18 protein-coding genes are annotated in these 25,792 nt (G+C 68.9%); 6 read left to right on the top strand and 12 right to left on the bottom strand.

The features are described 5' to 3' along the window. Nucleotides 1-46 precede the first annotated feature (46 nt). A complete protein-coding gene (locus tag DYZ02_RS04635) occupies nucleotides 47-664 on the top strand; it encodes a chymotrypsin family serine protease (RefSeq protein ID WP_115685196.1) in 618 nt (205 codons plus the stop codon). A gap of 4 nt (nucleotides 665-668) precedes the next feature. Here the strand turns inward: DYZ02_RS04635 and DYZ02_RS04630 are convergent, their stop codons facing one another. Together DYZ02_RS04630 and DYZ02_RS04625 are read right to left on the bottom strand one after the other, a co-directional pair. Continuing rightward, on the bottom strand, nucleotides 669-2,426 hold the full coding sequence (locus tag DYZ02_RS04630) for an acetyl/propionyl/methylcrotonyl-CoA carboxylase subunit alpha (RefSeq protein WP_115685195.1): 1,758 nt from the start codon (nucleotides 2,424-2,426) through the stop codon (nucleotides 669-671). 109 nt (nucleotides 2,427-2,535) lie between these two features. Next, nucleotides 2,536-3,414, bottom strand: coding sequence for a sulfurtransferase (locus DYZ02_RS04625; protein ID WP_115685194.1), 879 nt, complete (start codon nucleotides 3,412-3,414; stop codon nucleotides 2,536-2,538). 260 nt (nucleotides 3,415-3,674) lie between these two features. Between DYZ02_RS04625 and DYZ02_RS04620 the strand changes: the two genes are divergently transcribed. Beyond that, complete coding sequence (locus DYZ02_RS04620; RefSeq protein WP_115685193.1) at nucleotides 3,675-4,736, top strand: Cj0069 family protein; 1,062 nt, start codon at nucleotides 3,675-3,677, stop codon at nucleotides 4,734-4,736. A gap of 28 nt (nucleotides 4,737-4,764) precedes the next feature. Here DYZ02_RS04620 and DYZ02_RS04615 read toward each other — a convergent pair whose 3' ends face one another. From DYZ02_RS04615 to DYZ02_RS04595, 5 genes are all read right to left on the bottom strand, one after another. Then, nucleotides 4,765-5,163: a DUF3151 domain-containing protein gene (locus DYZ02_RS04615; protein WP_115685192.1), complete on the bottom strand. Its 399-nt coding sequence runs from the start codon at nucleotides 5,161-5,163 to the stop codon at nucleotides 4,765-4,767. Nucleotides 5,164-5,177: 14 nt separating this feature from the next. Further along, complete coding sequence (locus DYZ02_RS04610; RefSeq protein ID WP_115685191.1) at nucleotides 5,178-5,768, bottom strand: Maf family protein; 591 nt, start codon at nucleotides 5,766-5,768, stop codon at nucleotides 5,178-5,180. After that, nucleotides 5,768-5,971: an acyl-CoA carboxylase subunit epsilon gene (locus tag DYZ02_RS04605; RefSeq protein WP_115685190.1), complete on the bottom strand. Its 204-nt coding sequence runs from the start codon at nucleotides 5,969-5,971 to the stop codon at nucleotides 5,768-5,770. The genes DYZ02_RS04610 and DYZ02_RS04605 overlap by 1 nt, the downstream gene beginning before the upstream one ends. Nucleotides 5,972-5,983: 12 nt before the next feature. Then, nucleotides 5,984-7,507 carry an acyl-CoA carboxylase subunit beta gene (locus DYZ02_RS04600; protein ID WP_115685189.1) on the bottom strand — a complete coding sequence of 508 codons (1,524 nt, stop codon included), beginning with the start codon at nucleotides 7,505-7,507 and terminating at the stop codon, nucleotides 5,984-5,986. 144 nt (nucleotides 7,508-7,651) lie between these two features. After that, nucleotides 7,652-9,097 carry an HNH endonuclease signature motif containing protein gene (locus DYZ02_RS04595; protein ID WP_115685188.1) on the bottom strand — a complete coding sequence of 482 codons (1,446 nt, stop codon included), beginning with the start codon at nucleotides 9,095-9,097 and terminating at the stop codon, nucleotides 7,652-7,654. Nucleotides 9,098-9,333: 236 nt separating this feature from the next. Between DYZ02_RS04595 and DYZ02_RS04590 the strand changes: the two genes are divergently transcribed. Then, nucleotides 9,334-9,855 carry a hypothetical protein gene (locus tag DYZ02_RS04590; RefSeq protein ID WP_115685187.1) on the top strand — a complete coding sequence of 174 codons (522 nt, stop codon included), beginning with the start codon at nucleotides 9,334-9,336 and terminating at the stop codon, nucleotides 9,853-9,855. 29 nt (nucleotides 9,856-9,884) lie between these two features. Beyond that, nucleotides 9,885-10,256 (top strand): PH domain-containing protein, encoded by a 372-nt coding sequence (locus tag DYZ02_RS04585; protein ID WP_115685186.1) that lies wholly within the window; start codon nucleotides 9,885-9,887, stop codon nucleotides 10,254-10,256. 25 nt (nucleotides 10,257-10,281) lie between these two features. Here the strand turns inward: DYZ02_RS04585 and DYZ02_RS04580 are convergent, their stop codons facing one another. Next, nucleotides 10,282-12,732 carry a DUF262 domain-containing protein gene (locus DYZ02_RS04580; protein WP_115685185.1) on the bottom strand — a complete coding sequence of 817 codons (2,451 nt, stop codon included), beginning with the start codon at nucleotides 12,730-12,732 and terminating at the stop codon, nucleotides 10,282-10,284. Nucleotides 12,733-13,132: 400 nt separating this feature from the next. On the opposite strand from DYZ02_RS04580, the gene DYZ02_RS11535 reads away from it, so the two are divergent. Next, nucleotides 13,133-13,762, top strand: coding sequence for a polysaccharide deacetylase family protein (locus DYZ02_RS11535; protein WP_245945650.1), 630 nt, complete (start codon nucleotides 13,133-13,135; stop codon nucleotides 13,760-13,762). A gap of 68 nt (nucleotides 13,763-13,830) precedes the next feature. Here the strand turns inward: DYZ02_RS11535 and DYZ02_RS04570 are convergent, their stop codons facing one another. The 4 genes from DYZ02_RS04570 to DYZ02_RS04555 form a co-directional block, all read right to left on the bottom strand. After that, nucleotides 13,831-13,995 carry an RNA helicase gene (locus tag DYZ02_RS04570; RefSeq protein ID WP_115685183.1) on the bottom strand — a complete coding sequence of 55 codons (165 nt, stop codon included), beginning with the start codon at nucleotides 13,993-13,995 and terminating at the stop codon, nucleotides 13,831-13,833. A gap of 13 nt (nucleotides 13,996-14,008) precedes the next feature. Beyond that, the gene (locus DYZ02_RS04565; protein ID WP_115685182.1) at nucleotides 14,009-14,419 is read right to left on the bottom strand and encodes a hypothetical protein; all 411 of its coding nucleotides are present in this window, start codon (nucleotides 14,417-14,419) and stop codon (nucleotides 14,009-14,011) included. A 144-nt stretch (nucleotides 14,420-14,563) separates the two neighbouring features. Next, the gene (locus DYZ02_RS04560; RefSeq protein WP_115685181.1) at nucleotides 14,564-23,527 is read right to left on the bottom strand and encodes a type I polyketide synthase; all 8,964 of its coding nucleotides are present in this window, start codon (nucleotides 23,525-23,527) and stop codon (nucleotides 14,564-14,566) included. 39 nt (nucleotides 23,528-23,566) lie between these two features. Further along, a complete protein-coding gene (locus tag DYZ02_RS04555; RefSeq protein ID WP_115685180.1) occupies nucleotides 23,567-25,192 on the bottom strand; it encodes an acyl-CoA carboxylase subunit beta in 1,626 nt (541 codons plus the stop codon). Nucleotides 25,193-25,342: 150 nt separating this feature from the next. Between DYZ02_RS04555 and acpS the strand changes: the two genes are divergently transcribed. Continuing rightward, nucleotides 25,343-25,732: a holo-ACP synthase AcpS gene (acpS, locus tag DYZ02_RS04550; RefSeq protein WP_115685179.1), complete on the top strand. Its 390-nt coding sequence runs from the start codon at nucleotides 25,343-25,345 to the stop codon at nucleotides 25,730-25,732. Nucleotides 25,733-25,792 lie beyond the last annotated feature (60 nt).

The following is a 25,792-nucleotide window of genomic DNA, read 5'->3' as shown; positions in this document are numbered from 1 at the left end:
TTGTAGTTTCGTTACCGTTCCTTTGTTCGACCGAAAGAGGAAACGCATGGAACCGAGGCGCGCACTGGTTACCGCCGCCGCGACGTGCCTGCTCGCCAGCCCCGCCGCCGCCCTCGCCCACTGCGGCCGCACCGGCGACCGGGTGCGGGTGGAGGGCCCGGACGGAGTCCCGGGCGAGATCGGGACGCTGACCCGCTCCGAGCGCTACGTCAAAGGGCAGTCGTCCAACGACTGGGCGACGATCCGGTGGGACGACGCGGCCGAGGTGCGCCCCAACACCCACTCCGGCGACGCCCTCGTCTCCCCGGGCGAGCTGGCGCAGGGCGACAGGATCTGCCGCTACGGCGCGACGACGCAGCGCACGGTGTGCGGGAGCTACATCGGCAGCGTGGGTTCGAACATCTACTGGGACGCCGAGCACGGCCACCCGGGCGACTCCGGCGGGCCAGTGTGGGCCGAGGGCAAGGGGTTTGTCGCGGTCTACTCGGGATCGAACGACGTGTTCTTCCAAAACGGTTTCTTCCCCGGCGGCCGGAAAGTTTCCGCGGAGCGCGCCTCGGCGCCCGCCGGCGGGCCGGTGGTCCTGCAGGACGAGGAGATGCGCCTGATCGCCGACTACTTCAGCGTCCGGCGCCCCGCGGCCCAGGACCTGCAGTTCCGCTAATCCGCTACTTCAGCTCGAGGAGGACGGCGCCCTTGTTCACCTGGCCGCCCTGCTCGGCGGCGAGCCCCGTCACCACGCCCGCCTTGTGGGCCTTGACGGGGTTTTCCATCTTCATCGCCTCGAGCACGAGCAGGACGTCGCCCTCGGCGACCTCCTCGCCCTCGGAGACGTTGACCTTGATGACGGTGCCCTGCATGGGGGCCGCGACGGCGTCGCCGGAGGCCGCGGCCTGAGAGCCGGAGGAGCGGCGCTTCTTCTTCCGGCGCCGCGGGCCCGCGCCGAAGACGAGGGAGGAGGGCAGGGCGATCTCGATGCGCCGGCCGTTGACCTCGACGGAGAAGGTGCGCGTCTCCTCGGCCTCGTCGTCCTCCGGGGAGTCCGCGCCCTCGGTGGAGGCGGGGAGGTCGTTGGCCCACTCCTCCTCGATCCAGCGGGTGTAGACGTCGAAGCATTCGCCGTCGCCGACGAATGCCGGGTCGTTGAGGATGGCCTGGTGGAAGGGAATGACGGTGGGCAGGCCCTTGACCACGTACTCGTCCAGGGCGCGCTTGGCGCGCTGGATGGCCTCGTTGCGGTCCTCGCCCGAGATGATGAGCTTGGCCAGCATGGAGTCGAACTGCCCGCCGACGACCGAGCCGGCGCGCACGCCGGAGTCGACGCGAACGCCGGGGCCGGTGGGCTCGGCGTACTCGGTGATCGTCCCCGGGGCGGGCATGAAGTTGGCGGCCGCGTCCTCGCCGTTGATGCGGAACTCGATGGCGTGGCCGCGGGGGGCGGGGTCTTCGGTGTGGCGCAGGGGCTCGCCCTGGGCGATGCGGAACTGCTCGCGCACGAGGTCGATGCCCGTGGTGGCCTCGGTGACGGGGTGCTCGACCTGGAGGCGGGTGTTGACCTCCAGGAAGGAGATCAGCCCGTCGCTGCCCACGAGGTACTCCACGGTGCCGGCGCCGTAGTAGCCCGCCTCCCGGCAGATCGCCTTGGCGGAGGAGTGGATGCGCTCGCGCTGCTCGTCGGTGAGGAAGGGGGCCGGGGCCTCCTCCACGAGCTTCTGGAAGCGGCGCTGCAGCGAGCAGTCGCGGGTGCCGACGACGATCACGTTGCCGTGCTGGTCGGCGAGCACCTGGGCCTCCACGTGGCGGGCCTTGTCCAGGTAGCGCTCCACGAAGCACTCGCCGCGCCCGAAGGCGGCGATGGCCTCGCGGGTGGCGGACTCGAACAGCTCGGGGATCTCCTCGCGGGTGTGGGCGACCTTCATGCCGCGCCCGCCGCCTCCGAAGGCGGCCTTGATGGCCACCGGCAGGCCGTGCTCGTCGGCGAAGGCGACGACCTCGTCGGCGTCGGCGACGGGGTCCTTGGTGCCCGGGGCCATGGGGGCGTTGGCGGCCTCCGCGATGTGGCGGGCCGTGACCTTGTCGCCCAAAGCCTCGATGGACTCGGGGGAGGGGCCGATCCAGGTCAGGCCAGCGTCGATGACGCGGCGGGCGAACTCGGCGTTCTCGGAGAGGAAACCGTAGCCGGGGTGGATCGCGTCCGCGCCGGAGTCGGCGGCGGCCTTGAGGATCTTGTCGATGTCCAGGTAGGACTCGGCCGCGGTCGCGCCTCCCAGCGCGAAGGCCTCGTCGGCCAGACCGACGAACGGGGCGGAGGAATCCGGCTCCGCGTACACGGCCACCGACGCGATCCCCGCGTCCTTGGCCGCGCGGATGACGCGGACCGCGATCTCGCCGCGGTTGGCAATCAGTACCTTCGTCAATTGAGACACGAATCAATCCCGTCTGTTTCGAGTTAGTTCCCGCTAGAAAGTAGCGGAAATGAGGGGCGTTATGTTACCGCCCCGGGGTGGGGCGGCAAGCATTTGTCCCCCTAACTTACTACTCCGTAGGTTCCGGGCGCGACTTCTCCACCGGGACACGCACCATATTTCCCCATTCGGCCCACGAGCCGTCGTAAAGCGCGACGTCCTCGAAGCCGAGGATGTGGCGCAGAACGAACCACGAGTGGGCCGAGCTTTCGCCCATCTCGCAGTAGGTGACGGTGCGCGCGGCGGGGTCGAGGCCGGAGTAGACACCCTCGATCTCGGTGCGCGTCTTGAAGCGCGCGTTGGGGTGGACGGCGTCGCCCCACGGGATGTTCAGCGCCCCCGGGATGTGGCCGTGGCGCAGGAAGCCCGGGGCCTTGCCGGCGCCCGGCTGCGGGGTCCCGGCGTAGGACTCGGGGGAGCGGGCGTCGATGAGCTGGGCCGGGCGCGACGCCAGCAGCTCGGAGACGAAGGCGCGCACCGGCTCGTCGCGGCGTTCGACCACGGGGTACCGGGTTGCGGGGTAGGCGGGGACGGCGAAGGAGGTGTCGCGCTCCTCGCCCATCCAGGCGTCGCGGCCGCCGTCGAGAAGCCGCACGTCGGGGTGGCCGAAGAGTTCGAAGACCCACGCCGTGTAGGCGGCCCACCAGTTGGAGCGGTCGCCGTAGATGACCACCGTGTCCTCGCGGGAGATCCCGCGGGCGCTCATCAGGGCGGCGAAGGCCTCGCCGTCGATGAAGTCGCGGGTCAGGGGGTCGTTCAGGTCGCGCTCCCAGTCGATGCGCACGGCGCCGGGGATGTGGCCGATGTCGTAGAGGAACGCGTCCTCGTCGCTTTCTACCACCCGCAGGCCGTCAACGCCCAGGCGGGCCGACAGCCACGCCGCGGAGACGAACTTCTCCGGGTGCGCGTACTCCTGAAACAGCGGATTCGGATCGAGCTCGATCCCCATGAGCCACCTTCCCTGTCGTGCGTTGTCCCGCACCTGTCGACGCTCCTCTTGCTACCCGCCCAACCTTACCCGCGCGGCGGGCGCCCGGGCCCCGTTGGGGCGACGGGGAGCGGGGCTGTGAACTTAAACACCTTTGAAACCCCCGCCGGGCGGGGTGGGGCGAATGCCCCTAAACTTTTTTCAGGAACGCATGGAAGAAACGGTGAGAAACTCTTCCGTCTGGGTTCCGCTCTGGCTACACGATCGAAAGGGAATCCAGCATGCACAAGGCAATCGTGGTCTTCGAGGTTGAAGGCGGCTCCGACAAGTACTTCGATGGGCACCGCAAGGACACCATGCCCATCGTCAACGCCATCAAGGACGCCGGCTGGCACGCCGAGGTGGTCTACTACCGCCCCGAGTGGAGCGAGGACATCTACAAGCACGTCTCCGAAAACTTCGACGGCTACATCTCGCGCGTCAACCCGGGCAACATCCCCGGCGGCGAGAAGGGCTACTTCGACCTCCTCGGCAGGCTTTCCGACGCCGGCCTGGTGGGCATGTCCACGCCGGAGGAGATGATGGCCTACGGCGCGAAGGACGCGCTGGTGAAGCTGAAGGACACCGACCTCGTCCCCTCCGACACCGCCGCCTACTACGACGTCGAGACCTTCCACAACACCTTCCCGGCCTCCCTGTCCTACGGCGAGCGCGTGCTGAAGCAGAACCGCGGCTCCACCGGTTCCGGCATCTGGCGCGTGCGCCTGGCCGACCCGGAGCTCGCCGCCTCCGTCGAGCCGGGCACCGCCCTGCCGCTGGATACCGAGCTCAAGTGCACCGAGGCCGTGGACAACCACACCGAGACCCGCCAGCTCGGCGAGTTCATGGACTTCTGCGACCAGTACATCATCGGCGACAACGGCATGCTCGTGGACATGCGCTTCATGCCGCGCATCACCGAGGGCGAGATCCGCATCCTCCTGGTCGGCCCCCACCCGGTGTTCGTGGTGCACAAGAAGCCAGCCGAGGGCGGCGACGCCTTCTCCGCCACCCTCTTCTCGGGCGCGAAGTACACCTACAACAAGCCCGAGGAGTGGCAGGACCTGGTGGACATGTTCGCCGAGGCCCGCCCCGTCATCGCCGAGAACCTCGGCGGCGACAACATCCCGCTGATCTGGACCGCCGACTTCATGCTCGCCGACGACGACGAGACCGGCGCCGACACCTACGTCCTCGGCGAGATCAACTGCTCCTGCGTCGGCTTCACCTCCGAGCTCGACATGGGCATCCAGGAGCTCGTCGCCGAGGAGGCCATCAAGCGCGTCGAGGCGAAGCACGCCTAACGACGCCACGCCGGGCGCGCCGGAACGCCTAGCCGAGCAGCTTCTCGACGCTCCCCGGGTCCGCGTCGGAGAGCATCTGGCGACACCGGTCGTACTCGGCGTCGTCGCCGATGGCCCGCGAGGCCAGGGCGAGCATCGCGATGGCCCTGAGCACGCCCAGGTTCGGCTCGTGGCTGGCGGGCACAGGGCCCCAGCCCTTCCACCCGTTGGCGCGCAGCCGGTCCAGCGACCGGTGGTAGCCGGTGCGGGCGTAGGCGTAGGCGACCAGTCTGTCGCCGCCGTCGAGCTCGCGGGCGGCGCGGGCGGCCCACACGGAGGGGGAGTCGGGGTGTTGAAGGGCCGTCTCGTCGGCCAGCAGGTCCTTGCCGTGGGCGGGATCCTCGGGGAGGTGGACGGGCGGTGGGGCCATCATGTCTTTCATCTGCATGCGGCCCAGACTAGCTAATCCCAGAACGAGGAGGCGTCCAGCCCGAAGCTGTACAGGGCGCGGCGAAGCAGCGGCATGGACAGGCCGATGACGCTGGTGGGGTCACCGTCGATCGAGTCGATGAACCACGAGCCGAGCGCCTCGAGCGTGAACGCCCCCGCGCACTCGAGGGGCTCGCCGGAGCGGGCGTAGGCCTCGATGTCGGCGTCGGAGGCGTCCCCGAAACGGATCGTGGTGGAGACGGTTTCGGCGTACCACTCGCCGCGGTGGTGCACGGCGTGGCCGGTCAGCAGCTGCGCCTCGCGGCCGCGCTGCGCCCGCCAGCGGTCGATGGTCGCCTCGACGGTGTGGGGTTTGCCGTGCAGTGTGCCGTCGAGAAGCAGCATGGAGTCGCAGCCGACGGTGACGTCGCCGGGGTGTTCGCCGGCGACGGCGGTGGCCTTCGCGCGGGCGAGGGCGGCGACGACGTCGGCGGGTTCTGCGTCGCCGAGGGAGGCGATGAGCGCGTCCTCGTCGATGTGGGCGGGGTGGAGCACGGGTGTCACCCCGCCCTGCTCCAGCAGCATGCGCCGCGAGGGGGACTGGGAGGCGAGGACGAGGCGCATCAGAAGTAGGTGACGTTGGCGAAGGCGCCCGGGTTGAACACGTCGGGGTGGCGCAGGGAAGACGGGCGGCCCCACAGGTTGCGCTCGGCGGGCTCGGCGGTCGCGGAGGCGGCGGCCTGCAGCTCGGCGAGGACGGCGGTCAGGGCCGCGATCTCGTCGTCGGTCGGGTTGCCCTTGACGACGGTGAAGGTCGGTGCGGTCATGGCGGGTTCTCCTTAGAGGGGGATGTTGCCGTGCTTCTTCATGGCAGGGTAGACCACCTTGCGCTCGAGGAGCCGCAGCGCCTCGAGGACCTGGGCGCGCGTCTGCGCCGGCTCGATGACGGAGTCGACGAGGCCGCGCTCGGTGGCGACGTAGGGGTTGAGGTTCTCCTCGGCGTACTTCGCGGCGTCGGTGCCGAGCGCCTCGGCGGCGGTGGGGGCGTCGGCAAGCGCCACCTGTGCCGTGGGCCAGGCGAAGACGAGGTCGGCGCCGAGGAACTTCGAGCCCATGACGGCGTAGGAGGCTCCGAGCGCCTTGCGCGTCACGACGGTTACCGTTCCCACTTGGGCCTCGGCGAACGCGTAGGCGAGGGCCGCGGCCCCCGAGACGACGCCGGCGTGCTCCTCCTCGGCGGAGGGGATGAAGCCGGGCGAATCGACGAACAGCAGCAGCGGCAGGTTGAAGGCGTCGCAGGTTCGGATGAAGCGGGCGGCCTTGCGGGCGGCGGCGTCGGTGAGGCACCCGGCCAAGACGGAAGGCTGGTTCGCCACCACGCCGACTGCCCGCCCGCCCACGTGGGCGAACCCGGTGACGACGTTGTCGGCGTAGGCGGCCCCCAGCTCGAGCAAGTCGCCGTCGGTGACTGCGGCGATGACGTCGTGGACGTCGTAGGCGGCGGCCTCGTCGTCGGGCATGAAGGCGTTCAGGTCCTGCGCCTCGATCTCGGCGGGCGCGGTGACGGGGGAGGCGGCGCGGTTGTTCTCCGGCAGGTAGCCGATGAGCTCGCGGGCCAGCTCGACGGCCGCGATGTCGGTGTCGGCGACCAGCTGCGCGAGCCCCGTTTCGTTGGCGTGGATAGCGGGCCCGCCGAGGGAATCGGCGGTGGCCTCCGAGCCGCTGACCTTCGTCACGATCGCCGGGTCTGTGAGGTGGACGGCCGCGCCCGCAGCCATGATGACCAGGTCGGACAGCGGGATCTGGGCTGCGGAGAGGCCAGCGGTCGGGCCGGCGACCACCGCGACCTGGGGGATCAGTCCGGAGGCTTGGGTGGCGGCGCGGAGGATCTTCGCCTGCATCGCGGCGGCGACGACGCCCTCCTGGACACGCGGGCCGACGGAGTCGTAGATGCCGACGACGGGCACGCCCGTCTTGGTGGCCAGGTCGTAGAGCTTGAGCACCTTCTCCGCGTAGACCTCGCCGACGGCGCCGTCGAAGATGGTGGCGTCCTGGGAGAAGACGCAGACGCGGCGGCCGTCGATGAGCCCGTAGCCCGTGATCACGCCGTCTGTCGGCGGCTTCGTTCGGTCCATCTTGTAGGCCTCGACGCGGTGGCGGGCCAGCGCATCGGTTTCGACGAAGGACCCCTCATCGAGCAGCTTCTCGACGCGGTCGCGCGCCGTGGCCTTCCCCTGAGCGCGCGTCGCCTCGAAGGCGTCGAGACCGACCGGCGCCTGTGCCTCCTCCAGCCGGTTGCGCAAATCCTGCAGGCGACCAGCTGTCGTGGACATGTCGGGTTTGTCGGATTTGGGGGAAGTCATAGGCCCTTACTCTAATCGGCGGTCCGGTTCGGCGGTATTTGAGCGGAGCTAAACAGTTCCGAATGAGTGGAGTATCGCTCCCGGCGCCGTGGGCGTTTCACGGCACGGGAAGTTCGCGCAGCGTCAGGCGGCGCGTGGAGGGGGTTACGACGGGACGGCGAACAGGGGCGGGTCCCCTCCGGCCGGTTGCGGGTAGCGCGGAGCGCGGTGGTGCAGCCGCATGCCGGGAGCGTGGGCGGCGTCGTCGGTGGTGTTGAAGTGGATCGTCCCGTCCGGGTGAGCGACTCCGACGCGCCCGCTTCTCGGGTCCGGTTGGGCGTGCCTGAGCCCACCGGAGAAGTCTCGGTTGTCGTTGTTGCACCGGTGGTGCTGCCTGCACAGGCCGATCAGGTTCTCGATGTCGGTCGGCCCTCCGCCCGCGTAGGGGAGGAGGTGGTGGATCTCCAGCTCGCTGAAGGGGGTGGTGCAGCCCTCCCACGCGCAGACGCCCTGGGCGGCGAGGAGGACGAGGCGCTGGGGCAGGTTCGCCAGGCGGGTCCTTCCGATGGAAAGCGGCATGCCTGTGGCCCTGTCGAACTGGACGATGAAGTCCGAACCGGACAGCCCGAGACGCAGCAGGTCGTAGCAGTTGATGTCGATGCCCGTGTTCGTGGAGAAACGCGTGGTGTAGTCGGCTTCCGCGAGGTCGTCGAGCGTGATGGAGACAACCACGGAGGCCGCGCCCTGGGCGGATCCGGCATGCCCCGCGCTGGGGCGGGTGGACTCGTAGTGGTTGAAGATGGCTGCAAGCTGGTCGAAGCGGCGTTGCGCCGGCGTGCGCGAGTCCTTGTCCGCCTGGTCCTCCGGCAGGTTGCTCCCCGGGCGCAGGCCTGCGTCGAGGAGAGCCTTGATCAGCGCGGCCTCCCCGGCCGGAGCCGTGATGGTGATGTCGCACGAACCATCGGTGCGCTGGGTTCCGATGCGTGCGGACCGGTTGCGGTAGGGGCCGCGGGGGTCTTTGGGGCGGTCGGGTTTGGGCGCCCGGGCGTTCGCTTGCTCGACGCGGCGGCGCACCCAACGTCGCAGATCCTCGGGGCTCCTCTCTGCCGCAGCTTCGAGAGCGTCGGCGAGCAGCTTCGCCCGGTTCGGGCTGGCGCCGGGGAGCAGGGCCTCGAGCTCCCGGTCGATGATGCGCTGCTTCTCTGCGGAAATTTCTCCGGCGCGGTCTTGTGCGCGTCGGCGGTCCTTCTTCTCCTGCTTGTCGCGGTCGGGCTGGTCACCGGTGTCAGGGTTATCGGGTGCGGGCTCGGGAGGTGCGTAGAGCTTCCGGCCGCGCGAGAGCCGGCTGTATGCCTCGGACCGGGAGATGCCGAGTTTCTCGGTCAGGTAGGCGGTGGGGTAGCGCGAGCCGACGCTGCGGCCAGCATCGTCTCGCTCGCAAATATAGGCGAAGGCGGCGTCGATGGCGGCCTTAGTGTTGGCGATGCGCTCGAGGCGCTCCATGTGCTGGTGCACGTCGGCGAACGTAAGCGTATCGGGGTTAGAGAACAGGCTGGATAGGTCGTCGTAAAGCGATGCGAGTTGGTCGTTGATCTTGCCGATCTTGTCCATGTCACCCCCCTTGGTTATGGGTACAGAATAGCACACATGTTCGGCATGTCAAGGGTTTATCCGAAAAAGTTGTCGCCGATTCCGATCGGTGCCTGTGAGCTGGGATTTCGAAACGTGTTCGAAAGGTCCGGGGTCCATGTCCGGACCGTGTTCTACGTTGAACGCAGTGAAAAACAGAGCCGGGGAGCCGCCACGGCCTGACCGCCCAACGCGACCACCACCTAAGGAGAGGCAACATGTCTGAACGCGACCAACAGGAAATCTTCGACCGGTCCCCGGATACGTTGGAACCGCGTGAGCTGCTCGAGGGCGTCGAGAAGCTGCGCGACAACCTGGCAGACGGGTACACACCTGCCTGGCACAAGGCGGAGAAGCAGGGGGACGGCGTAATTGCCCTCGGGTTCCCCACCTACCCCAGGTGGCTGTGGAACGGGATCTGGTGCGGCATCCACCTGACCGAATTCCTCGGCGTCGACTGGCAGCGCCACCGCGACGACTTCCGCTTCATCACCGAACGGGAAGCCGAGAGCTTCGACCTGGAACAGCTGGCCACGTGGTTCGTCGTCTTCGGCAACCTCGAGCGCTTGGCGGAGGGCTTGATTGGGGAGGGTGCCGAAGACGGCACGGTCTATCTCATCGCGCGCAAGCTTAGCGACGTCATCACCTCCGATCGCCGTACGATGTCGGCGATCGCCGGCAGCGATTGGACAGCCGAGCGCCAGAGGCGCGCGGAGCGCTCCTACCGCGAACAGTACTAATTCGAGTATCCGTCTGAAAAGGAGAACACATGGAAACCGCAGCCATTACCGAGTGGACCTTCGTCGCGGAGACGCCCATCCCCGACGACGTCGCCACCATGCTCGTGCCCGGCGAGCAGGCAGTCGTTGCCTTCAAGACCTTCCGCGACAGCGCCATCTTCACCACCCACCGTCTCATCGTCCGCGACGCGCAGGGCATCCGCGGCAAAAAGGTGGAGGTCTATTCGCTGCCGTACTCGGCCATCAACATGTGGTCCACCGAGAACGCGGGCACGCTCGACTTCAACGCGGAGATCGAGCTGTGGACCCGCGCCGGCAAGGTCAAGATCAAAGTCGGCCGTGACCTCGACGTGCGCCGCATCGACATGCTGATCAGCCAGGCCGTGCTGGGGGCGAAGTAGCGCGGCGGCTCGAGGAAGCCGCCAGCTACGCCCCCGGGGCGGAGGCCGCGGCACGGCGGAGGCGGCGCAGCAGGGCACCGACCCGGCCGTCCACGAGCGCCGAGTGCCAAACGGTCGCACCCATGAAGCGGGCTTGTCCGTCGTAAACGGCCAAGCAGGCAAGCGCTTCTTCCGTGGTCAGAGAATCGACTGGGTGATGCGAGAGGAAAGTGGCGAGGTCGTGACCTCCGAGCGCCTCCAACGGGTTTTCGGGCAGGTGCGGCGCGAGCGCGTCGACGAGCGACGCCCGAAGCTCTTCCGTTTCGGGTAGATCGACGCTGCTGCCTTCGACCTCCTCGACAAGAGGAATGAGCGCGACGATTGAATCGTAGGGGCTGGCCACCGGATCCTCGGCGATTTCCTCTGTCTGAGCAGCGGGCACAGTGTGGCCCCGAAGGTAGAAAAGGATGTCGTCGGTGTCGTATCCGATCGTGGCGCATACTCGCCGGATCAGGCCGACCTTCTGCGTTGTGTTGGTGCTGAGACGTACACCGAGAGCGGGATCGATGGTGCGGTCTCTGCCGGTAGGCGTGGTTGTTGCAGCCACATTCTCGGTAATGAGAAGCGGTTCGTCGGCGGCCGCAGCAAGGACCCCGACCCGATCGAGTTCGAGGAGGATGCGCAGCACGACCACGACGGCTTCTGCCCACGATTGGACCGCCGTTTTCGCGCCTTCGAGTTCGACGGCGACAACCTCTGAACCACTAAAGGACCTCTCCTCCCCGAGCTGTTCAGGTTGATGGACGTCGCGGACGGGTTGGAAGGTCGTCTCCGGGAGCGGCCACAGGTCGGCGGCTCGCCGTGCCAGTGCCTCAGAACGCTCCTCCATTTGGTGGAGGCCCCACTCGGTCTGGGTCTTCACGTAATCGTTGAGCGAATATGGGGATTCGAGGAACCCGCCTTTCATCGTGAGCTTCCTGGAGAAGGGCGAGTTGGAATACGTGGAGTTGTATCCCGTGACGGTGAGGTTCGCGGCCCGGTTGAGCCAGGTCGAGTGAATCGCTTCGGCATCCGGCCCGAGCGCTTCGCGCCAGGTGTTGCTCAGCGTCTGCGGCATGATGTGCTCGATGGTTAGCTCCCCGGCTGCGATGTAGGAGGCGATGTCGGCGACATCCTTGGACTGGCCGCGCTCGAGCATTTGGAAGAAGTAGGGCCGGTAGCTCGCCTTGAGATGGTAGAAGTCGCGGGTCCGGAACGCGTCGAGAAACTCCTCGTCGCCGGGGAAGCGCCCGCTGTGGCCCCGGTTGAGCAGGATGTACGCCAGAATGTCGCTGTAACGTTCATCCGCACGTCGCAGTTTGCGTATCTCGGAGTAACCGTTGGCGAAGGTCTTGTTCAACGTACTCGATGCGACCGAGGCCACAATACGGCGGAAGATGTAGCTCTCGATGATCGCGAGCGCTGAGCCGAAGTCATCAGCGTCGATCATTCCGTCTTTCAGGTCGCGGTAGGTCAGCCACAGGAACGGCTTGACGACGTCACCGAGCACCGCATTGGCTGTCCGCAGCCTGCGGTTGATCTCCGGATAGTCGGTTTCGGCCTGGGAAAGCGCGCGGGCGAACGTCGAGAAGCGGTGCATGTCTTCGACGACCTCGACGGCGCTGCGGGGCGACTTTTCTACAAAAGCCTTGAACGCCTCGAACACATCCGCCTCTTTCGGGGTCTTGGAGGTCTGGGCCGTGATGTACCAGCGGATGAAGTTGTCGGTGTGGAAGCCGACATTCTTCTCCATCTCGTTCCAGTACTTCTCATAGACCCTTGTCTGCTCGCGGTGGGGCAGCCCCATGAGGACGTAATTGCGGATCTTGTCCGCCTCCTTCAAGGCCAGGCCTGTGGAGTTGAGGGACTCGAAGATCCGTTGGGGGTCGTCGTGCGCCTCTAGGTCGAGGTGCATGACCTCGAGACGGGAGATCCCCTGGTCCCAGAGCTGCGCGGCAGTGTATGGCGTGGCCCGGAGGCGTTCCCGGAAGTAGCGGTAGTTGGCGGTGAGCTTGGACTTCTCGTTAAAGAACTCCGCGGGCCCGAAAAGCTTGGCGTAGGAAGCGCTGTCATCCTTGATCGGCTTGAGCTTGAACTTCTGTTCGTCAACCCCTCCGAGCTGGAGGTAGTTGGTCATGAGCTTGCGTCCGAGATCGCCCGAGGGGTCGTCCACTTCGCCGGCCTCGATGGCGTGGACAAGCGCGAGCATCAGCAGGCTCACGGTGGTCATACGCTGTTGCCCGTCGATGACCACCCACGTGAAGGAGTCCTCGGGGTTGCCAACGACGGCTCCGAAGAAGTGCTTGTGACGGCGGGAGGCAAGCATCTCCTCGATGTCGTTGAAGAGCCGTTCGCACTGCTTCGTCGTCCAGTCGTAATTGCGCTGGTAGACGGGGATGACCAGCTTCTTATCGGAACCGTCGAACGCCTTGTAGATGTCGACGACATTGCCCTTCATGAGATCTCCTCACACGTAAAAACCCGGAGGCCTCATGCTATCGGGAAAGGAGAACCCGCGGGCGGCCCATCCGAAACCGCGCTCAAACGCGCCCCGGCACCAACGCCTCGCCGAGCGCACCGCCACCCCGCCCCATAAGATCAACGGCCGTGGACTTTTCCTCTGCGCCTCGCCGAGACGGTGCCGTCGGAGCGGACGGCAAGGGAGCCCGCACGCCCCGCTCCCTGAGCCGCCGCGACCTGCTTCGTGCAGGGGTGGCGCTGCCGTTGATCGGTGCCGCGTGGAGCGTGGCGCCGTGTTCGGTGCCCGAGACAAGTGCGCGGGAGTTGCGGCCCGCGGACGTCGTGAAGCGCTACCACAACGCGGGGCCCGTGACTGGGGGCTGGACCTGCCGGGAATCGTGCGGACGGTTGATCCGAAGCCGAAAACGATCGCCCCCACCTTCGACGCCTGCGGCGGGCCGCAAGGCTCGCTTGTCGACGACCCCCTCCTCGCCACCCTCCAGGAGCTGGCGGTGCCGGCGACTCTGTTCTGGAACAAGCGCTGGATCGACGCCAACCCGGACAGGGCGCGGCAGATCGCGGACAACCCGCTGTTTCAGATCGAGAACCACGGGACGCTGCACAAGCCGCTATCGGTGAACGGCCGCTCGGCCTACGGAATCGCGGGCACGGCCACTGTCGCTGAGCTCGTGGAGGAGATCGAGGCCAACCGCCGTTTCCTGCGCGGGTTCCTGGGGGTGGAGTCGAACTGGTTCCGCCCGGGCACCGCGTTCTGCGACGACGTCGCGGTCCGCATCGCCGGGGACCTCGGCGTCAGCCTCGCCGGTTTCGCCGTCAACGGCGACGCGGGGGCGACGGTGCCCGGCCCTGTGGTGGCGAGCAACCTGGTGCACAGCGCGCCGGGTTCGATTGTGATCATGCACATGAACCAGCCGGGGCGCGGCACCGCCGAGGGCGTCCGGGCGGCGATCTCCCAGTTGCGGGGGGCGGGCTTCACCTTCGTGAAGCTGGGTGCCGCGACGGTGTAGAGGTCATAGCCTTCCGCAGGGGCATCCGTACGGGGTGATTCCGATTCGGAATCTCCCCGCGAGGCGTTCTACCCCTCGTATGACGCGAGGTAGCGGATCTTCGGGGTGATCGTCACCCGCCCCTTACCTTCGTGGTCGCGCTTCATGATGAGCTTTGCCGCGGCGATCTGGCCGCGGGTGGGAGGGACATCGGTTTTCGGGACGTAGACATCGCGGGGCGCGGTCTTCTTCACGGCGACGCTCCTCTCATTGGTCAAAGTTCTGGGTGACTTCTTCGATGACGGCATCGATCAACAGATTCTCATTGTCCCCCAGGAAAGGTAGATCATCAAGAGCATCGAGTACCGCGACCCCGATGGGCACCTTCGCTGGATCGCCCGATGCGCACAACTCGGTGGCCCAGCGGAGCTCTGAGTGCCATTCCTTCAACAAATCCTGCTGACGGTTCCCCTTCATCGTCCGCGACACACCCGCCCACGCCCCCAGAGCCGCACCGATGGGGCCGATAGCTGCCGTGCCCGCTGCGAGCACGGCTAGGCGTTGCGTCGGGGAGTCTACGGCGAGCGCCACCAGGTACGTCGCGGCAAGCGGCACCGAAATACAGGCCACGAAAAAGGTCCAGAACGGCGTCCCTCCGATTTCCCCATGTTCCCTCACTCGCCAGAATCTTAGGAGCGAAACCGGCGGCCCGCAGCCCCCCACCCCCCAGGGCAAGAACAAAAGGGCAAGAATCCACCGAAATCCGGCGAAACCGGCGATTCTTACCCTTCAGTTCTTCACCTAAAGCGCGGAGCCCGACACCTACACCACGGAGCCCGACCGCGGGTACATCCCGTCGGCCCCGAGCCGCGCGTCCGCATCCAAAAGCAGCGCGATCTCGCCGTCGTGAACGTCGCCCGGGGCGAAACGGCGGTTCTCCACCTGCGTGAACAGGTCGCGCCGCCTGGTCATGCCGGCCTCGAGCCAGCCGGCGCCGGCCCGCAGCCGGGCGGTGGCCCGCGAGCGCCACCCGGAAACCGAACCACCCGAGGCCGCCAGCGCTGCCTCGAACACGCCCGGGTGGGCGAGGACCACCAGCGCGCCGACGTGGCCGAAGCCGAGGGAGGTCAGCGCCGCGGCTTTCACCGCGCCGGCGCCCAGCGCCAGCGGGGAGCGCAGCCACACCAGGTTGGAGGCCTTGGCGCCCACCAGGGGATCCACGCAGTCGAGGGAGGCGTTGGCGGGGATGAGGCCGGTGGAAAGGACGTCGATAAGCCCGCCGACCTGGAAGAGCGCGGCGCCAGCCTTGGCGTGGCCGGTGAGCGTCTTCTGCGAGATGACGTACATCGGCGCCCGCTCGTCGCGGCCAATGGCGGGCCAGAGCAGCGAGTGCAGCTCGGACTCGTTCGGGTCGTTGGCGTTGGTGGAGGTGTCGTGCTTGGACAGCACGGTGACGTCGTCAGCCGTCAAGCCGAGCGAGGCCAGCGAGCGCGCCAGGCGGGACTCCGTGCCCCCGCGCGCGGCACCGAGCACGCCCAGGCCGGGCGCCGGGATGGAGGTGTGCGCGCCGTCGCCGAAGGAGGAGGCGTAGGCGATCACCGCGCGCACCGGCAGCCCGAGGTGAGCCGCCACCGAGCCGCGCGCGATCAGCACGGTGCCACCGCCCTCGGCCTCGAGGAAGCCGCCGCGGCGGCGGTCGTTGGCCCGCGAGATGAAGCGGTCGGAGATGCCCTTGGCGCGCATCGCGGCGGTCTCCGCGGTGGCGTTCATCTGGCCGAAGCCCTCCAACGACTCGACCTGGACGTCGTCGATACCGCCGGCGACGACGAAGTCCGCCTTGCCCACGGCGATCTTGTCCACGGCCTCCTCGATGGACACCGCGGCGGTGGCGCACGCCCCCACCGGGTGGATCATCGAGCCGTAGCCGCCCACGAGCGACTGCATCGTGTGCGCCGCCACCACGTTCGGCAACGCCTCCTGCAGGATGTCGGTCTGGCGCTCCTCGCCCAGCAGGCGCGAGACGAAGACCTTGTGCAGCGACTCCATGCCGCCGATGCCGGTGCCCTGGGTGGAGGCGACGTCGACGGGGTGGACGGCCTGCATGAGCTCGGCGGGGGTGAAGCCGGCGGTGACAAAAGCGTCGACGGCCGTGACCAGGTTCCACACGGCGATGCGGTCGAGGTTGTCCACCATCTGCGCCGGGATTCCCCAGGCAGCGGGGTCGAAGTCGTCGGGCATCTGGCCGGCGACGGTGCGCGTGAGCGTGGCCTTGCGGGGCACCCGCGCGCTCGCTCCGGCGAGCCGGGTGACGGTCCATTCGCCGTCGACACGCTCCACGCGCGTCTTCGCGGGGTCGGCCTCGGCGATCTCGCGGGCAGCCGCCTCGCTCTCCACGGTGAAGGTGACGTCGCGGTCGAGGAAGACCTCGGCCAGGTCGATCGAGCCCTTGTCGGTGAGGAAGTACTTGTCCGTCAGCTCGCGCACGCCGGCGCGGGCGACCACCTCGTCGCGGAAGCGCTCGTAGATGTCGGCCTCGTCGACCTCCGCGCCCGACGCATCGTACCAGCCGGGGGTCGGGTCCTCGGCCCAGCGCACCAACCCGGTCATCCACGCCAGCTCCAGCACCCCGGCGGCGGTCAGCTCGACGGAGCCGTCGCGGCGCATGCCGTACTCGGCCTCGCGGCGGGTGCGCCCCGAGCCCCAGGAGGAGACCTCGCCGACGCCGACGATCACGATCATGTCATCGAGCCCGCAGCTCACCTCGCCGACGGCCACGCCCTCGGGCTGGGCGGGGTTCGCCACGTTCGGCAGGGCCTTGATCGAGCCTTCGCTTGTAGACGCCCCTCCCGCCGCCTCGTGCACAGCGGCGTTACGGGCCAGCTCCGCGATGGAGACCCCGGCCTCGTCCAGGCCCCCGGTCAGGTCCAGGTCGAGCGGCGCCTCGGCCGCCCGCGCGCGCGACTCGGCGCTGGCCAGCCCCATGAGCTCGGCGGAGATCTCCTCCGGGCTCCACACGCGGATGCCCGCCTCGCGCGCCGCCGGGATGAGCGCGTCGTTGCCGCCCATGAGCGCGGTGCCGGCGACCCAGCCGATGCGGGCCTGGGCGAGCGTGACGCCCTCGGGCCAGCCGGTCTCGGCGGACCACTTGTTCACGATCGCATCGAAGGCCGCCTTGACCTCGCCGTAGGCGCCGTCGCCGCCGAAGGTGCCGCGGTTCGGCGAGCCCGGCAGCACGACGTGCGTGCGGGTGGCGGGGAAGTCGTCGGACGCCTGGGCCAGCTCGGACAGCCCGGCGATGGTGCGCTCCACGGACCACAGCAGCAGGCGGGTCTGGGTCTCGGCGTTGCCGCCGACCTCCGCCAGCGAGCCGGACACGCCGGGCGCGGCGAAGGGGAAGGCGAGCGTCGGGGTCAGCGCCGGCTTGACCACGCGTACCTCGTTGCCCACGGTCTCGCGCTGCTCGGCACCGATCCAGCCGATGAGCGCGTCGATGTCGCGGTAGCTGGACAGGTTGGCGGGCACCAGCCACAGTGCCGCGCCCGCGGAAGCGTGGTCGCGGTAGAGCTCGCGGGCGAACTCCTTGCGCGCCTGGCTCACGCGCGAGGCCGTCATGACTACCGTCGCGCCGTCGGCGAGCAGCCGCTCCACCAGTGCGGTTGCGATGGAGCCGGGGGCCGCGCCGGTGACCAGGGCGACGTCACCCGCGAACTCCAGCTCTGGCGTCTCCCGCGCCGCGAGGGCGATCTCCGCCAGCGGGCCGGCGTAGCCGTTGTCCGCGTACCACTCGGCCTGCGCGGCCACCGTGGCGCCCGTGCCGGCGAAGCGTTCGACGCCGATCGAGGCCTGGCCCAGGGCCACGCGCGCCAGGTCTTCGCGGGCCTGGGCCCAGCGGTCGTCGAAAAGCACTGCCTTGCGCGCGTCGAAAACCGGGGTGACCTGCTGCACCCAGCCAGACCCGAGCTCGGCCTCGATCGTGTCGACGATCGTGGTGTCCGGCGCCTCGACCTCGGTGCGCTCCTCCTCGACGCCCAGCTTGGAAAGCAGGGTGCGCGCGGTGGAGACGAGCGCGTCGGTGACCTCCTCCTTGTACGCGTCGAGCGCCGCAGAGTCAACGACCCCGCCGCCGGCGGCGGTGTTCGCGGAGGCCCGGCTGACGCTGTGCCCGTGACGTGCGGCGACGGCTTGCACGGCGGCGTCGACAAGCGCTGCCGCGTCGGCCTTGGAGGCGACGTCCGGCAGCGTGTTCAGGCTGCCGCCGCGCACCGATTCCTCGGCGCGGGTGCCCAACAGGATCTCCGCTTCGACGTGCGGGGTCCAGGTGGCGGGCAGCCCCCACGCGCCGGTGACGGTCTCGCCGACGAAGGCGGGCTTGAGCCCGGCGGCGCCGAGCAGCTGGCGCAGGCGCGCGGTGATCGCCTCGGTGAGGACGGAGCCGAAGGGGGAGTACCCCGGCGCGGCCTGGTTGACCCGCTCGCGCAGGGTGGCCACGTCGGCCTCGGCGGCGCCGTCGATGGAAGGCACGCCCAGCTCCGCCGACATGTCCATGAGCAGCTGGTTGCGGCGCGAGGACACGCCGCCGGTGAGCTCCTCGATGTTGTCGCTGTCGTTGATCTGGTCCAGGCGGACCTTGTTCTGGAATGCGAACAGGACCATGATCGCCTCAGAGGCGTTGAAGGGCAGATGCGCCGCCGGGGAGCCGCCGGGCGCGGCAGCCGGCGCGGGCGCTGCCTCAACGGCGGGAGCCTCGGCAACCGGCGCCGGCGCCGCAGCCGCCGGGGCCTCGGCAGGCGCGGAGGTGGTGTCCTCCGGCTCGGCCTCGACCTCCGGCTCGGGAGCGGCCACGGCGTCGGCCAGCATGACGCGGTCCTGCTCGGCCTCCACGTTGAGCACCGGGATGCGGCGCCCGACGACGTCCATCTCGCGCTTGGCCAGGTTGGTCAGCGTCGGCGACGCGGCCAGGCCGACCTCGATGATCTGCTCGACACTCCGGATGAGCAGGTCCTGGGTTTCAATCCAGCGGACCGGGGAAGCGAACTGCCAGGCCAGCAACTCGATCAGCAGGGTGCGCGCAATCCCCGGGGTGGCGGGGGTGGCGCCTGCGAGGCGCTCGGAGGGGACCTCCGCGCAGACGGAGTCAATGAAGTCCTGGGTCAGCTCGAAGGGGCGGGCCACCAGGTTCGGCACGTAGCGGCCGACCAGGATGTTCGCGTCGATCTCGGCGGGAAGCAGCTCGTCGAGCTTCTCGGCGAAAGCCGGCACGCCGTCGCGCAGCACGCGGGAGTGGAAGGGCACGTCGATGCCGGGCACGGTGACGTAGGCGCGCTCGCGGACCGAACTCGCGGCCTGCGACAGCGCGGCCAGGCCCTTCTTGGTGCCGGCGACGGAGTACTGCTGACCGGAGATGTTGTAGTTGACGATCTCCAGAAACTCGCCGGATTCCTCGGCCACGCGCGCCACGTAGTCCTCGACCTCGTCGGGGCCCACGCCGATCATGTTCGGGCGCAGCGCGCCCATCCCGTAGTCGGAGTTGCCCTCGGCGTCGCGCGGGACGAGTGAGCCCATGGCGGAACCGCGGGAGTAGACGATGTCGATGACGGCCTCGAGATCGAAGATGTTCGCCAGCGACGCCAGGGCGGTGTACTCGCCGAGGGAGTGGCCGGCGAACATGGCACCGTCCGCCAGGGCGTTGTCCACCCGCAGCCGCTCGGTCTGGGCGTAGGCGACCACGGCGAGCGCGACTTGAGTGAACTGCGTCAGGTGCAGCACACCCTTCGGGTGCTTGAACTCGGTGCCGCGCACGGTCATCGCGGTGGGGTTCTCGTCGATAATGCGCTGGATGGAAAAGCCCAGGTTGGCCCTGGTGTGACGGTCGGCGCGGCGCCAGATCTCGCGGGCGGCGGGGCAGGCGTCGCGGTCGCCCTTGCCCATGCCCTCCGCCTGCACACCCTGGCCCGGGTAGACGTAGGCGGTGGCGGGCTGGGCGAGCAGCGCCTGGCCGCGGGAGACCACGTCGCCGCCGATGCGGCAGGTCACCTCGAGCGCCGGGCGGATGCCGGCGCGCCCGACGCGCTCGACGGTGATCTCCACTTCGTCGCCCAGCTGGACCATGCCGTACATGGAGTAGGTCCAGCCCGTCACCGCGCCGTGGCGCCCGGCGAGGTGCTGGGCGGTGGCGGAGAGCCACATGCCGTGAACCAGCGGGGCCTCCAACCCCACCAGCCCGGAGGCGTTGTAGGAGGAGTGGATCGGGTTGTAGTCGCCCGAGACCAGCGCGAACGGGGTCATGTCCCGCGGGGCGGTGACCACGGCGCGGTCGACGAAAGAGCGCGGGGTGGCCTCCACCTCGACGGGTGCTCCGCCGTAGGAGGGGGCCGAGCTCGGCGGGGTGGCTACGGTGGCGCGGCCGCGGATGGCGAAGCGGTGCATCTGGGTGGCCACGACCTTGCCGTCGGAGGCCAGCTCCAGCTCGACGGTGACGATGCGCCCGGAGACGGATTCCTCGATGGAGGAGCAGTGGGAGGTCACGTCGATGGTGCGGCCGTCGGCGAGTTCGTGCAGGTCGGCACGCAGGTTGATCACGTGGTCGAGGTGCACGGCGTTGAGCAGGCCCTCGATGACGGGGAAGCCGTCGGCGAGCTGGCCGGAGCCGAGCGCGGTGTAGATGGCGGGCCAGCAGGGGCCGACCAGCACGTCCGGGGTGCCCGCCTTCACGTCCGCGCCGAGCGCGGCGCCGGTCACGGCGGTGTGCGCGGCGAGAAGCGAGGCGGGGAAGGTGAAGGAGGATTTCGCCACGCCGAACGGCGCGTCCTCGGCCCGGGAGCCCTCGATGATCGCCGGCATCTCGGTGATCTCGTCGCCCGCCTCGGAGGTCGAGCCCACGCCCGCGAGGCCGGCTAGCAGGTCGAAGACGGCTGCGGGCAGGCGCTCGTCGGACACGACCGGGGAACCGCCGGTGGCGACGCCCTCCGGCAGGTCAATCGGGATCATCACGTCGCGCACGTAGAACGGGCGCTGGTCCTCGGGCAGGTCGTCCCAGTAGGAGTCGGTGTTGATGCGGATGGCCCACTCGCCGCCTTCCTCGATGATGTCGAAAGCGTCCGGATCCATTGTGTGGGCCGGGTTTTCCATCAGGTGGCCGTGCCACACCATCGTCGGGGCGGCGCGCAGGTACTCCTCGACACTCGCGGCGTCGCCCAGGCGCGCGACAACGTCCCGGGGGGTGGACCCGGCGTCGAGAAGCGAGCGCGTCGCCGCGGCCTCGAAGCGTGCGAGAAGATCGGCGACCGGCTCGTTTTTCTTCGTGATGCCGGCGACCGCGACCGGGCCCGGGATGATGCGCACCTGGTCGGCCGTGTAACGGGGGTCCTGAGCTTGCCACAGCGTGTCCTTGCCGAACCACGTCTTCAGGTCGCCGTCGATCGCCGGCACCCACGGCATCGGCTTCGGGTAGGCGTGGTGCAGGCCGATCCACCACGCGGCGTCGCGCGGGGAGACGGTGATCTCGCGCGCGGCGGGGTAGGCGCTGAGAAGCTTCGCGACGGCCTCGCGCGGATCAATCACGTCGCCTTCGGGGAAGAGCGTTTCGATCTCGCCGTGGTCCACCTCGTTCAGGCGCGCCTCGATGCGGTGCAGCAGCGACACAAAGCGCGCGTCCCAGGAGGCGTCGACGAAGGGGTAGCCGAGCTCCACGAAGCGCTCCACCCACTGCGCGTAGGTCATCTCCTCGACCTCGCCGAAGTAGGGCTTCGAGGTCTTGGACAGGGCTTCGATGATCTCGTCGCGGCGCTTGTCGTACTCCTCCAGCGCCATGTTGGTGATCAGGCGCGAAGCTTTGGCAAAGGAGTTGTCCAGGTCGTGGATGTCGGCCAAGAGGTGGCTCTGCGAAGAAGCGACTCCGTTTCGGCCCGTGCCGCGGGAGACCCAGCCGCCGTTGTCCTCCGGCTTCAGTCCCGCGGTGTTGACCAGCAGGTCCTTGACCGAGTCAGTGGCCTTGGCCTCCCTGGTGGCCATGGCGACGGTGCCGATGAACACGGCGTCGACGGGCATGAGCGGAAGATCCCAGCGGGTGGCCCAGTCGCCCGTGATGAGCTCGGACGCGCGCTCCGGGGAGTAGACGCCGCCGCCGACGGTGAGGATGGCGTTGCCGTGCTCGCGCACCCCGCCGTAGGTGTCGATCAGCAGGTCATCGAGGTCCACCCAGGAGTGGTGTCCGCCGGCGTGGCCGTCCTCGACCATGAGGATCACCGGCACCTCCGGGTTCGCCGCGGCGATCTTCAGCGCGTCGCGGATCTGCTTGGCTGTGCCCGGTTTGAAGGCGATGTAGGGGAAGCCGTCGGCGCGCAGGGTGGCCAGCAGCTCGGTGGCCTCGTCGACCTCCGGGATGCCGGCGGAGATGCACACGCCGTTGAACGGGGCTCCGGCCGCGCGCGCCTTGGGCACCATGCGGGTCTGGCCGAAGTGCATGTTCCACAGGAAGCGGTCGAAGAACATGGTGTTGAACTGGGCGGTGCGGCCCGGCTCGAGGTGCTCGACCAGGGTGTTCTTGTGCTCGTTGAACACCTCCTCGGAGTACATGCCGCCGCCGGCGAGCTCCGTCCAGTAGCCGGCGTTCGCGGCGGCCGCGACGATCTCACCGTCGGCGGTGGTGGGCGTCATGCCGCCGAGGATGATCGGCGAAAGCCCGGTCAGGGAGGAGAAGCGCGTCTGCGTGTAGGTCTTGCCGTCCGGCAGGCGCACGAGGCGCGGGGCGAAGCGTGAGTAGTCGGCGGCCTCCGGGAGCGTTTTGCCCGGCACCGCGAGATCGTCGCGCTTGGTGGGGGTGTCGACGGTGACCACGGGGACGCCGGAACCGGCGGTCAGCTTGGTGGTGATGGTGGCCAGGGACGTGTCCAGGCTGAGAATGTGGCTCGCCCCGGCGTCGATCAGCTCGCGCACCTTCGCGGGCCAGTCGTGCACGTCAGCGAGGATCGCCTGCGCGAGTTCGCGCGGGGTGGTCTCACCCAGGTCGATGCCGCAGCGCTGCGCCCAGTCCGCGGCCATGTCGACCCCGGCGCTGTTGCCGGCGCGGTGGAAGGGGTAGGCGACAGGCAGCTCGTCGAAGACGGGGACGATCTCGGAGCCGCCGTACTCCGCCGCCTCAAGCTTCGCGTTGTACGCGGCCGCGGCGGCCTCGATGCGCTCCCGGGCGGCCGCGAGTTCGTGGGGTTCGCCGGCCAGCACAATGTGGCGCGGCCCGTTGATCACGGAGATCAGCTCGCCCGCCAGCTTCTCGACGTCCCCCCGGCGCACACCCCGCACCGAGAGCATCCGGGAGGCGGAATCCGTGGAACCGTGAGAGGTGGATGCGGCGGCGCCGAGGATCAGGGCGAAGGCAAGCGCGTGCTCGGGGTGGCGCACAGCGGCCACGCCGAGGCTGCCCTGGGAGTGGCCCGCCAGCGTGGAGTTGTCCACGTCGAGGCCCACGTCGCGCAACTGCTGCACGGCCGCGATCTGCGCCAAGACGATGCCGGGGACGCTGACGGCGGGGAACACGTCGATGTCGGCCGTGCCCGCGGCCCGGTCCGGATCCATCACTGTGCGCAGGCGCTCGACAACCCCCGGCACCGCGGAAGCGAGGGGGCGGGCGACCGGCCCGGTCAGGGCCCGAGCGGCGGCGAGCAGCTCCGCCAGGCGGGCGTGGGTCAGGGGGCTGGCGGAGGCGTCGGAAAGCGCGGCCCGCCAGTTGGTTCCCTGCCCCTGAAAAACAACAGCCGGCGACGTCAGGGACAGAAGGGGAGTGAGAGTCATGAAAAGTCTTTCCTCGAAAAGTGTGGTGGGCTGGGGCGCTTAGAGCGGGATGTTGCCGTGCTTGCGGGCGGGGCGGGCGACGGTCTTGTCGCGGTAGAGGCGCAGGTTGGCGGCTACCGCGGTGCGGGTCTCCGAGGGGAGGATGACGGCGTCGACAAGCCCGCGCTCGGCGGCGAGGTAGGGGTTCAAGATGGCGTCCTCGTACTCGCGCTCGTAGCTCTTGATCAGCTCGGCGAGAGCCGCGTCGTCCATGCCGGACTCGCGGGCGGCCTTGATGTCCTTGCGGTTGATGAAGCCGACGGCACCCGCCGAGCCCATCACCGCGATCTGGGCCGTGGGCCAGGCAAGGTTGACGTCGGCGCCCAGGCCCTTGGAGCCCATGACGCAGTAGGCGCCGCCGTAGGACTTGCGCATGGTGACGGTGATCTTCGGCACGGTGGCCTCGGCGTAGGCGTAGAGCAGCTTCGCCCCGCGGCGCAGGATCCCCCCGTGCTCCTGGCTGGCGCCGGGCAGGAAGCCGGGGACGTCGACGAGCAGGACGAGCGGGATGTTGAAGGCGTCGACGGTGCGCACGAAGCGGGCGGCCTTCTCGCTCGAGTCGATGTCGAGGCAGCCGGCGAAGACGCTGGGCTGGTTGGCTAGGAAGGCGACGACCTCCCCGTCGATGCGGGCGAGCGCCGTGACGACGTTCTCCGCGCGCTGGGCCATGATCTCGAAGTACTCGCCGTCGTCGGCCAGGCGCGTGATCACCTCGCGCACGTCGTAGGGCTGGTTGGGCGAGTCGGGGATGATCGCGTCGAGCTCCTCGTCCACCGGCGTGATCGCGGGCTCGGGTTCGGCGGGCTCGGCCGGGGGCCTGTGGCGCGCGCTGTCGGGCAAAAAGCCCACGAGATCGGTGACCCAGTCGAGGGCGTCCTCGTCCGAGGAGGCGACGTAGTGGCAGTTGCCCGCCGTGGTCATGTGCGTCCACGCCCCGCCGAGCTCCTCCTGAGTGATGCACTCGCCGGTGACGGTGGTGATCACGTCGGGGCCGGTGACGAACATCCTGGAGGACTGGTCGACCATGACCACGAAGTCCGTCAGCGCCGGCGAGTAGGCGTTGCCGCCGGCGCAGGAGCCCATGATCACGGAGATCTGGGGTACGACGCCGGAGGCCTCGACGTTTTTGCGGAAGGTCTGGGCGATCCAGTCGAGGGAGACCGCCCCCTCCTGGATGCGGGCGCCCGCGCCCTCGTACAGGCCGATGAGCGGGCGGCCGGTGGTCACGGCGAGCTGCTGGATCTTCACCATCTTCTCGCCGTAGACCTCGCCGAGCGCCCCGCCGAAGACGGTGCCGTCCTGGGAGAACACGCAGACCTCTCGTCCGTCGATGGTTCCCCAGCCGGTGACGATGCCGTCGGTGACGGGGCGACGGGCCTGCATGCCGAACTCGTGGGTGCGGTGGCGCACCAGCTGGTCGGTCTCGACGAAGGAGCCCTCGTCGAGGAGGTAGTCGAGGCGTTCGCGGGCGGTGAGGCGGCCGGCGTCGCGGACCTTGTCGTGGGCGGCGGCGCCCATCGGGCTTTCGGCTTCGGACCGGCGCCGCTTGAGGTCGGCTATCTTCTGCGCGGTGGTCTGCGGCCCGTCGAGGGCGTCCAGCTCGCTGAGGTGGGAGGAAAGGGTCATGCGGGGGAGTTTAGGGTTCCGCGAAGCTAATTAGGGCAAGGAAACCACCGTTACTTACGTTTTAGTAGGTTACTGGGAGGTAAGTTATCGCCCTGGCGTGGCATTATGCTCTCACTGTGATTTCCGCCACCTATTGATCCCGGAGGCCCCATGCACGTCGGAACCGACATCGTCCACATCCCCGCCTTAGCCGCCCAACTGGCGACGCCCGGCTCGCGCTTCACTGCGGTCTTCACCGACCGCGAGCTGCGCGCCTGCGCGGGCAAGCCGGACACCGCGGCCTCCCTGGCCGCGCGCTGGGCCGCGAAGGAGGCGTACATCAAGGCGTGGTCCCAGTCCCTCTACGGCTCGGCACCGGTGCTCGCCCCGGACGCCGTCGACTTCGCCGAGATCGAGGTCGTGCCCGACGCCTTCGGCCGGGTCGCGATCGCGCTGCGTGGCGAGGTCGCCCGCGTCGGGCCCGCGGCGGCGTCGCTGTCGCTGTCGCACGACGGGGATTACGCCGTGGCGGTGTGCCTGGTGGAGTCTGCATTCATTTGAGGGTCTACTAGAAACATTTCCAGTAGATCTTCCAGCCAGACCCTTTGTGCAGGTGGGAGG

Source organism: Corynebacterium senegalense (assembly GCF_900411315.1).
GTDB classification, from domain to species: domain Bacteria; phylum Actinomycetota; class Actinomycetes; order Mycobacteriales; family Mycobacteriaceae; genus Corynebacterium; species Corynebacterium senegalense.
This window is presented reverse-complemented; position numbering and strand designations above follow the sequence as displayed.

Bases quoted from the DNA above. Each gene is read 5' to 3' on its own strand.
- DYZ02_RS04555 (WP_115685180.1), bottom strand. From the start codon at position 25,192: ATGACCCTTTCCTCCCACCTCAGCGAGCTGGACGCCCTCGACGGGCCG.
- DYZ02_RS04580 (WP_115685185.1), bottom strand. From the start codon at position 12,732: ATGAAGGGCAATGTCGTCGACATCTACAAGGCGTTCGACGGTTCCGAT.
- DYZ02_RS04635 (WP_115685196.1), top strand. From the start codon at position 47: ATGGAACCGAGGCGCGCACTGGTTACCGCCGCCGCGACGTGCCTGCTC.
- DYZ02_RS04610 (WP_115685191.1), bottom strand. From the start codon at position 5,768: ATGCGCCTCGTCCTCGCCTCCCAGTCCCCCTCGCGGCGCATGCTGCTG.
- acpS (WP_115685179.1), top strand. From the start codon at position 25,343: ATGCACGTCGGAACCGACATCGTCCACATCCCCGCCTTAGCCGCCCAA.
- DYZ02_RS04625 (WP_115685194.1), bottom strand. From the start codon at position 3,414: ATGGGGATCGAGCTCGATCCGAATCCGCTGTTTCAGGAGTACGCGCAC.
- DYZ02_RS04590 (WP_115685187.1), top strand. From the start codon at position 9,334: ATGTCTGAACGCGACCAACAGGAAATCTTCGACCGGTCCCCGGATACG.
- DYZ02_RS04605 (WP_115685190.1), bottom strand. From the start codon at position 5,971: ATGACCGCACCGACCTTCACCGTCGTCAAGGGCAACCCGACCGACGAC.
- DYZ02_RS04600 (WP_115685189.1), bottom strand. From the start codon at position 7,507: ATGACTTCCCCCAAATCCGACAAACCCGACATGTCCACGACAGCTGGT.
- DYZ02_RS04560 (WP_115685181.1), bottom strand. From the start codon at position 23,527: ATGACTCTCACTCCCCTTCTGTCCCTGACGTCGCCGGCTGTTGTTTTT.
- DYZ02_RS04620 (WP_115685193.1), top strand. From the start codon at position 3,675: ATGCACAAGGCAATCGTGGTCTTCGAGGTTGAAGGCGGCTCCGACAAG.
- DYZ02_RS04585 (WP_115685186.1), top strand. From the start codon at position 9,885: ATGGAAACCGCAGCCATTACCGAGTGGACCTTCGTCGCGGAGACGCCC.
- DYZ02_RS04595 (WP_115685188.1), bottom strand. From the start codon at position 9,097: ATGGACAAGATCGGCAAGATCAACGACCAACTCGCATCGCTTTACGAC.
- DYZ02_RS04615 (WP_115685192.1), bottom strand. From the start codon at position 5,163: ATGCAGATGAAAGACATGATGGCCCCACCGCCCGTCCACCTCCCCGAG.